General features: G+C 75.8%; 7 protein-coding genes. 2 read left to right on the forward strand and 5 right to left on the reverse strand.

From position 1 onward, the window contains the following. Window positions 1-13: 13 nt before the first annotated feature. The 4 genes from ACWD3O_RS29340 to ACWD3O_RS29355 all read right to left on the reverse strand — a co-directional run bounded on the left by ACWD3O_RS29340 (window position 14) and on the right by ACWD3O_RS29355 (window position 6,975). Window positions 14-2,179: an AAA family ATPase gene (locus tag ACWD3O_RS29340; protein WP_451417997.1), complete on the reverse strand. Its 2,166-nt coding sequence runs from the start codon at window positions 2,177-2,179 to the stop codon at window positions 14-16. Further along, window positions 2,176-2,883 carry a DUF4255 domain-containing protein gene (locus ACWD3O_RS29345; protein WP_451412211.1) on the reverse strand — a complete coding sequence of 236 codons (708 nt, stop codon included), beginning with the start codon at window positions 2,881-2,883 and terminating at the stop codon, window positions 2,176-2,178. Before ACWD3O_RS29345 ends, ACWD3O_RS29340 begins: the two co-directional genes overlap by 4 nt. Then, the gene (locus ACWD3O_RS29350) at window positions 2,880-6,065 is read right to left on the reverse strand and encodes a hypothetical protein (protein ID WP_451417998.1); all 3,186 of its coding nucleotides are present in this window, start codon (window positions 6,063-6,065) and stop codon (window positions 2,880-2,882) included. Before ACWD3O_RS29350 ends, ACWD3O_RS29345 begins: the two co-directional genes overlap by 4 nt. A gap of 178 nt (window positions 6,066-6,243) precedes the next feature. After that, a complete protein-coding gene (locus ACWD3O_RS29355) occupies window positions 6,244-6,975 on the reverse strand; it encodes a response regulator transcription factor (protein ID WP_451412209.1) in 732 nt (243 codons plus the stop codon). A gap of 227 nt (window positions 6,976-7,202) precedes the next feature. Between ACWD3O_RS29355 and ACWD3O_RS29360 the strand changes: the two genes are divergently transcribed. Further along, window positions 7,203-8,579, forward strand: coding sequence for a COG1470 family protein (locus ACWD3O_RS29360; protein ID WP_451412208.1), 1,377 nt, complete (start codon window positions 7,203-7,205; stop codon window positions 8,577-8,579). Between the two features lie 186 nt (window positions 8,580-8,765). On the opposite strand, the gene ACWD3O_RS29365 is transcribed toward ACWD3O_RS29360, so the two are convergent. Next, window positions 8,766-12,089, reverse strand: coding sequence for a right-handed parallel beta-helix repeat-containing protein (locus tag ACWD3O_RS29365; protein ID WP_451417999.1), 3,324 nt, complete (start codon window positions 12,087-12,089; stop codon window positions 8,766-8,768). A gap of 186 nt (window positions 12,090-12,275) precedes the next feature. Here ACWD3O_RS29365 and ACWD3O_RS29370 point away from each other — a divergent pair, with 186 nt between their 5' ends. Then, window positions 12,276-13,487, forward strand: coding sequence for a S8 family serine peptidase (locus ACWD3O_RS29370; RefSeq protein ID WP_451412206.1), 1,212 nt, complete (start codon window positions 12,276-12,278; stop codon window positions 13,485-13,487). The last annotated feature ends 255 nt before the right edge of the window (window positions 13,488-13,742 follow it).

Consider the following 13,742-nt stretch of genomic DNA (forward strand, 5'->3'; position numbering starts at 1 on the left):
AGGACGGGGGCCGTCAGGCCTCCGTGGCTGCCGCCAGGTGGGGCCCGAACTCGCTCGGCAGGATCAGGCGGCCCAGCTTGCGGTACTCCTGGGCGATAGCGGTGATCAGCTGGCGCATGGTCAGCGCGGTGCCGGTCTCCGCCGCGAGGTAGGCCGCGGTCACCGCGCAGGAGCGGATGGACCCGCCGGCCAGTTCGAAGCGGTCCGCGCAGAAGGCGAGGTCGAGGTCGTCGGCCCGGGGCAGGCGGTCGCCCAGGCAGCGGTCCCAGAGGGCGAGGCGCTGGCCGGGGTCCGGCACCGGGAAGTCGGCCACCACGTCCAGGCGGCGGGTGAACGCCTCGTCCAGGTTGGCCCGCAGGTTGGTGGTCAGCACGGCGATGCCGTCGAAGGACTCCATGCGCTGGAGCAGGTAAGCGGACTCGATGTTGGCGTGCCGGTCGCGCGCGTCCTTCACCTCGGAGCGCTTGCCGAAGATCGCGTCGGCCTCGTCGAAGAGGAGCACGGCGTTGACCGCGGAGGCCTCGGTGAAGATCCGCTCCAGGTTCTTCTCGGTCTCCCCGATGTACTTGTCGACCACGGTGGACAGGTCGACCACGTAGAGGTCCATGCCGAGGTCCGCCGCGACGACCTCGGCCGACATGGTCTTGCCCGTGCCCGACTCCCCCGCGAACAGCGCGATCACGCCGCGCCCCCGGCCGCCGCCGGGCCGCATGCCCCACTGTCCGAGCACCTGGTCGCGGTGGCGGGCGCGCAGCGCTAGTTCGCGCAGGCGGCGGTGGGTCGTCGGTGGGAGGACCAGGTCGTCCCAGCCGACCCCGGGTTCGACGCGGCGGGCCAGTCGGTCGAGTCCCGCGCCGTTCTGGGCGCGCACGGCGGCGCGCAGGTCGTCGGGGCCGACCGGACGGCCGGCCAGGGCGGCGGTGCGCACCGCGACGTCGGCCGCGCGGCGCAACTGCGCGGAGTCCAGCCGGTGGGCGGCCACCGCCCGGGCCAGCTCGTCGACGCCGACGGCACCGCCGGTGCCGGTGCCGGTGGCCGCGACCCGGTCCAGGGCGTGGCGCCAGCGCTCGGCCTGCCGTTCGGGCGAGGGGGCCGGCACGGTCAGCACGACGGGGCTGTCGGGTGCCCAGAGCGGGTCCCAGCCGCCGGAGCCGTGCGTCAGGAGGGGAAGGCCGCGCAGCGCGCCGCACACCGCCCGCAGCGTCCGCGCCCGCTCTGCGGGCTCCCCGGGCAGCGCCTCCAGCGGGCCGAGGACGACACCGCCCCCCGTCAGACGGCTCTCCAGCGCGGCGAGCCGCGCCACTTCGGGCACGTCGCCGGGGCGCCGGGCGAGCGCCGCCGCGTCCAGGACGAGGGGGCGCAGCCCGGCCGCGCGCAGGGCCGCGACGGCCAGGCCCTCCGCGTCGCCGCCCCGGCTGCGCAGGTGGACGAGACCGCTGCCGCTGCTCGCGGCGGCCGCCGCCCGGTGGACCGCCGCCGGGTCGGCGGCCGGGTCCTCGTGCGCCGCGCCGAGCAGGCCGGCGAGCCGGGCGTCGGGCCGCGCCGCGCCGAGGAGGTGGGCGGTGACCCGGTCGGGGACGACCAGGACGCGGGAGAGCGGCGGCCGTTCCGGCTCGGTGACCGTCAGCAGACCGCCGTCGACCAGCGGCGCTCCGGCGGCGAGCCGGAACCGGCCGGGGCCCGCCGGGGAGAGCCCGCACAGTTCCAGGGCGAGCCCGACCGTGGGCCTGCGGCGCGTCAGGTCGTCGTTGAGGTAGCCGTAGAGCGGCTCGAACCGGGCGTCCAGGTCGGGCGCCACCGCGACCAGGAGCAGGTCGAGTTCCAGCGGCGACAGCCCGAACCGCGCGGCGAGCACGCCGAGGACGGAACCGGCCGGTGGCTGCGGGGGCGCGTGGCCGGGGACGTCCAGCCCGCCCGGCGCGTCCAGGATGCGGGCCGCCGCCTCGGGGGTGAGGTACTGCCCGCGGTACGGATCGTCGGGCTCGGGGTCGGCGGCGCGCCGGACCGTCACGGCGTGCCGCACCCGTTCCTCGACGGCGCGCAGCCGTGCCCACAGCGGGTCGGGGCCTGCCGGGGCGGGTCCCGGTCCGGCGGCGGTCCCGGTCTCCGGCCCCGTCCCGCCCCGGGGGTCGTGGTGCACGGGCGGCTCGGCCACGGGTGACTCGGCGGTGTCCGTCATGGCTGGCGGTCCCCCCGGCGGCGGCGCCGGGCGGGGGCGGCTCCTCGCTCGCGGGGACCGGCGAAGCCCTCCGGTCCCGGGTCGTCCGTCTCCAGGTAGCGCAGCCGGCGTCCGGGCTCCGTCTCCCCGCCCTCGCGCCGGGCGGCGGACCGCACGACGAGGCCTTCGGTGACCGGCGGGGCGGTGGCCGTGGTCGCCCCGGCGAGCGGCGCCCGGACCCGCACCCCGAGGGAGGCCTTCAGCTCACCGCCGAGCGCCGACCACACGTCGGCGGCGGCCGGCGCGTCGGCCGCCGCCCCGGCGGTGTACAGGGCGACGGTGAGGCCCAGTTCGGCGAGCGTGCCGGTGAGCAGCCGCGCGGGAAGGGTGTCGGTGGCCGTCAGGCAGGTGAGCACCTCGGAGAGCAGCCGGTGCTCGTCCTGCGGGCGGCCGGCCCACGCCGTGACGAGGTAGGTCAGCTCGAACCACCGGGGCGGCGTGCGCCGCGCAACGAGGTGCCCGTCCGCGTCGTACACCTCCCCGGCTCCGCTGCCGCGCCGGGTGGCGTCCTCGCGGATGTCGTAGAGGAAGACGCAGACCGTCGGCGCGCTGCGCCGGGCGGCCCATTCCCGGGTGGGCGCGTCGAAGACCACCTCGACGCCCGACGCCTCCAGGCCCGCTTCGCCGAGCAGCCGGCGCAGCCCTTCGTCGACCTCGTGGATCACCGGCGGGTCACCTCGTCGGGCGGCTGGACGGTACCGGTGACCACCAGGAAGTCGGTCTTGACCGGCGAGAACCCGGGGCCGCGGGCGGTGATCACGCGCGGTCCGGTCTGGTCCTTGGCGAGGATGAGCAGCTGGCCGATGAACGTGCCGTCCGCCTCGGGCACGGTCGGCGCGGCCGCCGCGGTGATCCCCGGCTTCCAGGTGAAGCGCACCGGCGCGCCCGGCGGGAAGTCCTCGCCGCGCACGGAGGTGACGAAGCCGGGCTTGCCGATGTCCGGCACCGCGACGATGCGTGGCTGGAGGATGCGCAGCCGCTGCCGGGCGGTGTTGTCGCCGCGGTCGGCGTCCGTCCCGCTGGTGGTGAGTTCGCCGGTGACCTGGCCGGTCAGCGCCTTGTCGGGGCGCAGGACGACCCGGACGACGGTGCTCGCGCCCGGCTCCAGGTCCGGCAGCGCGCACGACCAGGAGGCGTCGCAGCCGGGCGGCCGCGCACCGGCGGCCGGGATGCCGGCGGGAAGCCCGACGCGCAGCCGCAGTCCGGTCGCCAGCGCGTTGCGGCCGTTGCGCACGGTGTACGTGACCACGACGCGCCCGCCGACGTACCCGGGGTTCGGCCGCGCGGTGACCCGCACTCCCGGCCCGGCCTCGGGCGCGGGCGGCGGGACGGCCGGCGGCCGGGTGGTGGGCGGCGCGGTGGTGGGCGGCGGGGTCGTCGGCGGCACGGTGGCCTCGCGCACCGGCACCACCGTCCGGCCGGCGTTGTCGCTGGGCTGCGGGTCGAGGACGGTGCCGGTGACCGACCAGTCGACGGGCGCGTCGCCGGGGACGAGCCCGGTGAGGGTGACGTCCACCGGAACGGTCGTGCCGGGCGGCACCACGCCGACGTCGCACTGGAGGGAGGCGGCGTCGCAGGCGCCCCCGGGCCAGGTGACGGCGGTGACCTGGACGCCGGCCGGGGGCGCGACGGTCAGCCGGGTGCCGGGCGAGGCGGCGGGGCCGTTGTTGACCACGTCGACGCGGACCGTGGTGGAGCGGCCGACGGTGACCGCGTCGACGCCGTCGGGCGCCCGGACCGCGAGGTCCACGGACTGCTGGACGGCGGGTTCCTTCTGCCGGCCCGGCAGGGAGCCGGTGAGGGAGACGAGGTCGCCGGAGGCGAGGTCGAGGAACTTGACGCTCTCGGGGCTGTTGGCGGCGACCCGGGCGCGGGCGCTGAAGACCAGGCCCGTGCCGTCGGCCGTCCAGGCGGCGTCGCGCGGCTGGTGCGGGCCGGTGCCGGAGGTGTCCGGCAGTTCCCGGCCGCAGGCGCCGGCCTGGTCACGGGCGGCGGCGGGCAGCAGGACCCGGCACCGGTCGCCCGACACGGACGTCACGAGGATGCCGTTGCGCTCGTCGACGCGGCCGCCGCCGTTCTTGCGGTTGAAGGCGATGTTCCGGCCGTCCGGGGAGAACGCGGGGCTGTCGTCGATGACCTCGCAGGCGCCCGGGCAGTTGTCTGCGCTCAGGTCGTGCTGCCGCGTCAGGTTGTTCACGGGCGCGGTCCAGACGTGCTTGCTGCCGCCGCGTCCGCCGATCACGTGGTTGCGGGTGAAGGCCAGGGTGGTTCCGTCGGAGGACCAGGTGGGCTGGGCGTCCTGGCCCTGGAGCTCCCCGGCCGGCGGGGTGATCCGGCCGGTGATCTCGCCGGTGGCGACGTCGGCGACGAGGATGCGGCTGGGGCCGGCGGCCTCGCCGACGCCGCCCGGCGACACCCGGGTGAAGGCGAGGCGCTTGCCGTCCGGGGAGAACGCGGGGTCGGTGTCCCAGTCGTCGGGGCCGCGTTCCGCGAGCGGCAGGGGGGCCGCGTTCGCGCCGTCCGCGTCCGCGACCCAGATCCGCTGGGTCCGGCGCTCGGGGGGGCCTTCGAACCGGGTGACCACGATCCGGCGGCCGTCGGGCGTGTAGCTCTGCCGCTCGGTCCACGGGTCGTAGCCGGCTCTGGGCCTGAAGAGCGGGTCCTTGGCGGGGTCGGTGTTGGTGTCGGCCTCCGGGTCCTCGGCGAGGACCTTCAGTCCCAGGTCCCGGGGGTCGGACCCGTCGAGCCGCACGTCCTGCAGCGTCGCCTCCCGCGGCCCGGCCGCCGAGGTGCGCTCCACCACCGCGCGGCCGCCGTCCCGCGGGCCGAGCCAGGTGGGCGAGCGGACCTCGCGGTTCTCGTTGAGGACCAGCGCGGGGGTGGCGGCGGAGTAGGCCGGCGTCCGGAACACGTGGTCCCAGTCGCCCTCGCACTCGCAGGTGATCTCCGGGCTGAGGAACAGGACCTCGTCCCCGCCGGGCAGCCAGGCCGCACCGTGGGCCCGCCACTCGGTCTGCGCGCCGCCGAGCAGCGGCTTGTCGGTGCTCCCGTCGGTGCCGTCCGTCACCCGCAGCCGGGTCCCGCTCTGCCCGTAGCCGGCGGGGTGGGCGGTGTACGCGATGAGGTCGCGGTGGGCGGCGTCGTCGACCGGGTTCCACACCGGCTCGGTGGCCTCGCCCTTCGCGGGGTCGGTCACGCGCACGGCGTCGCCGCCGGTCAGGAGGCGCACGTAGATCTGCCGCCCGGCCGAGGGGCCGCCGTCGCCGGAGTACGCCAGGCGCCGTCCGTCCGGGGAGACGGTGGGCCACTGCTCGTCGGTGGGGGTGTTGGTCAGCCGCGTCGTGCGGCCGGTGCCGTCGGCGCGCACCAGCCACAGGTCGCGCTGCGTCCCGCCGTCGGTGCCGCCGGGGCCGGCCGAGTCGAAGACCACGGACCGCCCGTCCGGCGTCAGCCGCGGGTGTGCCGCGTTCATGCCGGTGGTGAGGCGGAGCACGGAACCGTCGGCGGAGCGCAGGTAGACCTGCGGGTTCTTCTCGTCGCGGCGGCTGGTGAAGACGAGCCGGTCGCCCAGGGCGGACGGCTGTGTGTCGAAGTGGGCCGGTCCCCGGCCGAGCAGCGGGGTGCTGGAGGTGGTGGTGGCCACCCCACCGAGGCTGCGGTGCCGGGTGCCGGCGTAGGCGACCCGGGTGGTCGCGGCGTCCCGGGTCTCCGCCGCGGTCACGCTCGACGCGGGGTCCGCGCCGTCCTGCCGGGACGCGGCGGTCACCCCCAGCAGCGGGAGCAGCAGCAGCGCCACCAGGCCGAACCGCCCCGGGCGGTGCCGCCTGCCGGGGCCAGCGGTCTTCATCAGGGTCCCCCCAGCGGTCGGTGCGGCATCCGGACGTGCCCCCGCCACCCTGCGGCACCGCGGGCGGGCACGGCAGGGCGGCGGGGCCATACCCGGGGGAAGCGCGTCGTGCGCTTTCGGGCAGTGCCCGTTCCCCGGCCGGCCGCGGCGGGCCGGGGAACGGGCTCGCGGTGGGCCGTCAGATCAGGCCGTTGCGCAGCGCGTAGCCGACCGCGTGGGCCCGGTTGCGCAGCTGCAGCCGCGAGATGACCTCGTGCAGGACGTTCTTGACGGTCCGTTCGGAGTAGGCGGTCTTGCGGGCGATCTCCGCGGTGTCCAGGCCCTCCGACACCATGCGCAGCATGTCCGCCTCCCGCGCGGTCAGCGTGGAGAGGGACATGGCCCGCGGGTCGAGCGCCGACCGCTGGAGGCTGCCCACGTGGGTGAGCAGCGTTCCGAGGAGGTCGCCGGGCAGGACGCCCTCGCCGTTGGCCACGGCCAGGACCAGGCTCAGGAGCTGCTCCTGGTCGGCCTCGGACCGCCGCAGCACGGCCGCCACGCCGCACTCGATGACGCGCTGCAGCGAGCCGGCGCCGAGGGTCGCGACCACCAGGCCGGTGCGGGTACGGGAGTTGTGGCGGAGCTTGTGCAGCAGGGCGGCCACCTCGTCGTCGACGTGGTCGACGACCACGAGCGACACCTCGGCGCGTTCGGCGTCGGGGTCGGCGACCAGATCGATCTCGGGGCGCTGGCGTAACTGCTGGACGACGCCCAGCCGCAGCACCGGGTCGGCGGCGTAGACGGCCACGGTCACGCGCTCGGGGCGTTCGGGACGGGAGGTTCTCCGCATGGTCCAGGACTGAGTGGGCACATGTGCCGCGGTGGACACGGCGGCGGAGTCGGCGGGAGCGGCCTTCTCTGCGGTGGGCATAACGGCTTACCTGTCTGGGAGGGGATCCGGTCGGCGGGACGGAGGGAGCAGCCGTACGGCGGCGGGTGGGCAGGGCATGGCACGGTGGGCGGCGCCCGGGGAGCGCCGGGCCGCGGTGACGGCCCGGCGGTACCGTCGTCGGCGCGTGACCGCCGGGGCACCCTGACTGCCCGGGTTCTGCCCCCGCGTCCGTTCCGGTGGTCCGGGGGCGGTCCTAGCGTGGCGGCGTGACGCCTTCTGCAGCCTCTTCCCGTCCCGGCACACCCGGTCTCGACATCCCGGAAGTGACCGTGGTCCCGGGTGACACCGCCACGACCAGCCTCACCGTCCGCAACGACAGCGACATCGTCGAGGCGTACGGCCTGGAGGTCGTCGGGGACTGCGCCGCCTGGACCACGGTGGAACCGGCCCGGGTCTCGCTCTACCCCGGCACCTCCGAGACGGTGACCGTCCGGCTGGCCCCACCCCGTTCCCCGGAGGTCCGGGCCGGTGAGATGCCCCTCGGCGTGCGGGTCCTTCCGGCCGAGCACCCCGAAGCGGTGCGAGTGCTGGAGACCACCGTGCACGTCGAGGAGTTCCGGGACCTGCACACCGAGCTGGCTCCGCGCCGCCGCCACGGCTGGCTGCGCGGCCGCTACCGGCTGGCCGTGCAGAACCGTGGCAACGCGCCGGTGGAGGTGGGGTTCGCCGCCGGCCAGGCCGGTGAGGAGCTGGCCTTCGCCTTCGCCCCGGCGGAGAAGAAGCTGGAACCGGGCGAGTCCGCGGAGGTCGGTCTGAGGGTCCGCACCGGCACCCCGGTGTGGTTCGGCGCGCCCGTGGTGTGGCCGTTCACCGTCGACACCACGGAGACCGCCGGCACCGCCGACGCCGCCGAGTCCGGTGTCCAGGAGGCCCGGCCGGAGGAGACCGCCGCCGTCCGGACGCCGCTGGACGCCGAGTTCGTGCAGATCCCCGTCTTCCCCCGCTGGCTGCTGGTGGTGCTCGCCGCGCTGCTCGCGCTGCTGCTCGCCTGGTTCACGCTGGTCCGCCCGGCCGTGCGCAGCGCGGCCAAGGAGGCCGCCGTCGAGGCCGTCGATCCGAGCCCCGCGGCCGCGGGGGAACGGGCGGCGGGAGAGCAGGCCGCCGGTGACGCCGGTCCCGGAGCGGGTGCCGGCACCGGCGCCGAGGGCCAGGGGGCGGGCGCCTCCGCCGGAGCCGGGGCCGGAGCCGGAGCCGGGGCGGAGAACGGCGCCGCGCTCGGCGGCGGCCCGCAGATCTCCGAGACCATCGACGTGCAGACGGCCGGCGGGGAGACCGAGACCGGTACCTACCGGGTGCCGGCGGGCAGCGTCTTCGGAGTGACGGACATCGTTGTCGCGAACTTCCAGGGCGACGAGGGTCTGCTCACGATCACCTTCGGCGACCGGAAGATCACCACCATCGCGCTGGAAACCTTCCGCAACCAGGACTACCACTGGGTAACCCCCATCAAGATCCCCGAGAACGAAACCGTCACCATCGAAGTGACCTGCGGTAAGCCCGGGACACCGGCGTCCGGCCGACAGGCGCGGGAGTGCCACGAGGTTCTGAACGTGAGCGGCGTACTCAGTCGCACCGCGCAGTGACTCGGGCCTCACCTGTGCAACATTCTCGACCGAAATAGCCCGGCATCGCCAAGAGTTGGCTCTTGCTCCGGCCGGAAACAATCACGATGGGACCGGAAAGCGTCACCTCGGCCCCCGGTGGTGAACACCGGGGGCCGTTGACGTCGTCCCTCACCGGCCTGGGGAGCCCCCGCCGGCCGCGCCACCTCAGCGCGGCACGCCGGCGGGGTCCTCCACGGGGAGGTCGTCGGGCCGCAGCAGGCGCAGGTCGTCCAGGCCGGGCGCGGCCAGCGTGCCGATCCGCCGGGCCTGCCGGGTCATCATCGCCTCCACCAGCCGTCGCCCGGTGCGGGCGTTGCCGAAGTGGCGGTCCCGCGGGATCGCCGCGACGTACCGGCCGATCGCCGCCACGGTCTCCGGCGGGCAGTCGTAGCCGGAGTCCGCGGCCTGCGTGGTGACGATCTCGACGAGCTCCTCGGTGGTGTAGTTCTCGAACTCCACGGTGCGGGTGAACCGCGAGGACAGGCCGGGGTTGGATTCCAGGAACCGCCGCATCTCGGCGGTGTAGCCGGCCGCGATGACGACGATCTCGTCCCGGTGGTCCTCCATCAGCTTCAGCAGCGTCTCCACCGCCTCCCGGCCGAAGTCGCTCGTCGCGCCCTCGGGGGTGAGGGTGTACGCCTCGTCGATGAACAGCACGCCGCCCAGCGCCCGTTCGAAGACCTCCTTGGTGATCTGCGCGGTGTGGCCGACGTACCGGCCCACCAGGTCCGCGCGGGCCACCTCCACGAGCTGGCCCTTGGGCAGCACCCCCAGGGAGTGCAGCAGCTCCGCGTACAGACGGGCGACGGTGGTCTTGCCGGTGCCGGGCGGGCCGGAGAAGACCAGGTGCTGACTGATCCTCGGCGTGGGCAGCCCGGCCGCACGCCGCTGACGGGTGGTGGCCAGGAGGTTCACCAGGTCGGTCACCTCGCGCTTGACCGCGCCGAGGCCGACCATGGCCTCGAGCCGGGCGAGCAGTTCCTCGGAGCTGGTCGTCCCCGGTGCGACGTCGCCCGCGTCGGCGCCGACGTCCTCGGGCAGCAGCAGCGACAGGTCCGCCTCGGCCGGGTCCGTCATCGAACCGAGCCGGAACGCCTGCCGGTCCACCATCTCCTCGAACACCCTGCGCGCGGCGCGGCCGTTGCCGAACGTGGCGCCCCGCTCCATCTGTCCGTAGTGCCGGGCGAGCGCGTCCAGCGTGCGCGGATCCAGCACGTAGTGGTGGGCCTCGCACATCCGCTCGGTGATGGTGACGAGCTCCTCCACCGAGTAGTTGGCGAACTCGATGGTGCGGGTGAAGCGGGAGGCCAGGCCCGGGTTGGAGTTGAGGAAGTCGGCCATCTCGTCGGTGTAGCCGGCGGCGATCACCACGACGTCCTCGCGGTGGTCCTCCATCAGTTTCAGCAGGGTGTCGATCGCCTCGCGGCCGAAGTCGGCACCGCTGCCCTTGCTGTCCGAGAGCAGCGTGTACGCCTCGTCCAGGAACAGCACGCCGCCCAGCGCCTCGTTGAACGCCTCGGTCGTCTTGATCGCCGTACCGCCGATGACCTGGGCGACGAGGTCGGCCCGGCTCACCTCCACCAGGTGCCCCGAGCGCAGCACGCCCAGGTCGGTGAGGATGCCGCCGTACAGGCGGGCGACGGTGGTCTTGCCGGTGCCGGGCGGACCGGAGAAGACCAGGTGGCGGCTCATCGGCGGCACCGGCATGCCGAGCCGGGCGCGGCGCTGTGCCAGCTGGTTGAGGTTGACCAGGGTGCGGACCTGGTGCTTGACGTCGGCCAGGCCGATCAGTGACTCCAGCTCCTCCAGCGGACCGGACGGGGCCGGCTTCCCGGCGCGCCCCCCGCTGCCCGCGTCGCCCCCCGGCGCGGAGCCGGAGACCTCGGCACCCCACACGTCGGGGGCGCCGTTGCCGACGCTGGTCAGGTCCTCCACGGTGCACCGGTCACCGGCGCGGGTCTGCTTCAGTCCGGCGCCCCGGTTCTCCCGTACGGCACAGCCCGTCACGGTGACCGGCTCGGTGCTGTCGACGCGGATGCCGTCGCCGAGGCTGCCCGTGATCGTGCAGGCGTCGAGGGACAGCCGGGCCCCGTCGACGGCCATCACGCCGTGCGCCCCCGCGTCGCTGATCTCGGTGCGCAGCACGGAGAGTTCGCCGCCCTTGTCCACGGCGACACCGGAGGCGCCCGAGCCGTGCACCCGGCCGTCGCGGACCGTTCCCCGGCCGTCGGCGCCGACCTGTATGCCGGCGTCGGCCGCGCCGCGCACGGTGGTGTCCCGCAGGTGCGGGTTGCCGCCGTCGGCGATCCGCACGCCGGCCGCCCCGGCGTCCGCGATCTCGCAGTTCTCCAGCCGGCCGCGCCCGTCGTCCACGACCTCCACGCCGCACCCGCCGGGGGCGGTGATCCGGGCGCGGCGGACCAGCGGGTTGCCTCCGCCCCGGATGAGGACGGCGGTGCCGGCCGCGTCGGCTATCTCCAGCCGGTCGAACTCGGCGGCCGAGTCCTCCTCCAGCACCACGGCGCCCTTGGCGTCCGCGCAGTCGCGCACCGTGGTGTCGGTCAGGGTGGGCGTGCTGCTGCCGATCACGCGGATCGCCGGTCCGCCCGCGGTGTCGAACTCGCACTCCCGGAAGGTGCCGCGGGAGCGCTCGGTGACGGCCAGGCCGTTGCCCTTGGTGCGTGAGGTGCGGCAGCGCAGCACCTCCGGGTCGGCGCCGGTCGCCACGACGAAGCCGGGACCGCTGGTGTCGGACACCGTCACCTGCTCGACCACCGGACGCGAGTCGCTGGTGACGTACACGCCGACGGCCGCGTCGTGGACGCGCACGCGCTGCACCCGGGTGCTGCTGCTGCCCTCCAGGGCGAGGGCGGGCTTCTCCGTGCCGGAGATGTCGCAGTCCTCGACGACGCCCCGGGCCTCGCCGTTGGTGAGCACGCCGTTGCCGCGGGCGTCGCGGATGCGGCACCCCCGCACGGTGGTGCGGCCCTTGTCGCTGATCACGACGGCGGTGGTGCCGAGGTTCTCGAGCACGCAGTCGGAGATCACGCTGCCGGTGTCCGTGGTGTCCACGACGCCGGCGCCGACCGGGTTGCTGACCCGGCAGTCCCGCACGGCCAGGGAGCCCGACTCGCGGGCCAGCAGGGCGGTCCAGCCGGATCCGACGACGGTGCAGCCGTCCATGGCGACCTGGCCGCGTGCCGCGTCGACGACCGGTACGTCCTCGGAACCGCCGCGCAGCGTCAGGTCGGTGAGCATGACCGCGTCGGCCACGAGGACGATCGCACTGCCCCTGCGGGGACAGATCTCGACGCTACCGCGCTCTCCCTCGGCGACGATCGTCGCCCGGGTGCGGACGGTCAGGTTCTCCGGGTAGCGGCCGGGCATGACCCTGACGACGGCGCCGCTGCGGGCCTGAGCCAGGGCTTCACCGATGGTCCCGAAACTATCCGGCTGATCCGGGCAGACGGTGAGCAACTGCCGTGACAAGCTCGATCCTCCTCGTTCCGGCGCCGCGGTCGGCCCTGTGGGACGGCGGGACGCGCCGGATGCAGGCTACGTGACGGCCGCGGGCATCTTCCAGGCGGGTACGGGGAGTTGACGTCTGTTCACCTGGATGTTCCGCACCGTGGGGACCGTCGGGGCCTCTCCCGCGGACGTCATAGGATGCCCGCCATGCGACGCGACCCCACCTCCGGGCGTGCGACCGCGGCCGCCCCGCCGGCCGCCGTACCCCTGCCGGCCGCCGTACCCCTGCTCGCCGCCGTACTCCTGTTCGCCGCCGGTGCGACACCCGCCGCGGCCGACTCCGGCCCGGTGGAGCTGCCGGTCGTCCGTACGGAGCTGGCCCCGGACGAGGCGTGCGCGAAGGCGTCCGGGCGGACCGCGAGGAGCGAGCCGTGGACCACCCGTGCCCTCGGTCTGTCCCGGGCGTGGCAGCAGTCCCGGGGAGCCGGGGTGACCGTGGCGGTGGTGGACACCGGTGTGGGCTCCTCGATCCCGGCCCTGTCCGGCCGGGTGGAGACGGCCGGCGGCGGGGGCGGCGACTGCGTCGGACACGGCAGCTTCGCCGCCGGACTGATCGCCGCGGCCCCGGCCGAGGGTGTGGGTGCCGTGGGCGTGGCTCCCGCGGCGAGGATCCTCGCGGTGCGGGCCACCCGGGAGCGCGGCGCGACCACCCCCGCCCTGCTCGCCGCCGGCATCAGGACGGCCGCCGAATCCGGCGCGAAGGTGATCTACGTCGCGCGGGCGCTGCCGACCGGCAAGGAGGAACTGACCGACGCGGTGGAGTACGCCACCGGCCGCGACGCCCTGGTCGTCGCCCCGTTCGCCCCGGACGCCCTGCCGAGGGACGCGGACGAGGAGGCCGCCCCGCTCTGGTACTGGCCGGCCTCGGCGCCGGGTGTCCTGGCCGTGATGGACTACGGCTCCGGTGGCGGCCGGCCCACCGGGGCCCCCACCGCCCTGGCGGCGGACCTCGCGGCCCCCGGTGTCGCGGTGGTCGGCAACGGGCCCGAGGGCACCGGGCACTACCTGGGTTCCGGGTCCTCCCTGGCGGCCGCGCACGTGGCCGGCGCGGCGGCACTCGTGCGGGCACGCCATCCCGACCTGGACGCCGCCGAGGTGTCGCGCCGGCTGACCGACACGGCGTACCCGGCCTCTCCCCCACGCCTGGACGCCTACGCCGCCCTCACCGCCGTCCTGAGCGACACCGCCGGCACGGTGCCGCGGCAGCCCGCCGCCGAACTGCCCGCGGAGCCCTCGCGGACTCCCCTGGTCCGTGCCGTGGTGGTCGCGTCGGTCGGCGGCGGGCTGGTCGTGCTGGTGGCGGCGGGCGCCGCGGTGATCCCTCGGGGCCGGGCACGCCGGTGGCGCCCGGCGGACTGACGGGCCCGGCTCGGCACCGTCCCGTCCGCCGGCGGCCCACGTCCCCGCCACGTCCCCGCCGCTCCCCCGCCGCGCCCGGGCCGCGCTCCCACCGCGCGGCACCCGCGGACCGGCCACCGTCCTCCGCACCGCGGTGACCCCGCCGGCGAAAGCCACCCTGCGGCGCCCCGGAGCGCCCCGGGTCCGCCCAGGCCGGTCACGGCACGGCGCACCAGAGGCCGAACGGCTGCCGGGGCGGCCTCGACGCGAGGTCGC

This window comes from Streptomyces sp. NPDC002640 (genome assembly GCF_053592575.1).

Bases quoted from the DNA above. Each gene is read 5' to 3' on its own strand.
- ACWD3O_RS29340 (WP_451417997.1), bottom strand. From the start codon at position 2,179: ATGACGGACACCGCCGAGTCACCCGTGGCCGAGCCGCCCGTGCACCAC.
- ACWD3O_RS29350 (WP_451417998.1), bottom strand. From the start codon at position 6,065: ATGAAGACCGCTGGCCCCGGCAGGCGGCACCGCCCGGGGCGGTTCGGC.
- ACWD3O_RS29355 (WP_451412209.1), bottom strand. From the start codon at position 6,975: ATGCCCACCGCAGAGAAGGCCGCTCCCGCCGACTCCGCCGCCGTGTCC.
- ACWD3O_RS29370 (WP_451412206.1), top strand. From the start codon at position 12,276: ATGCGACGCGACCCCACCTCCGGGCGTGCGACCGCGGCCGCCCCGCCG.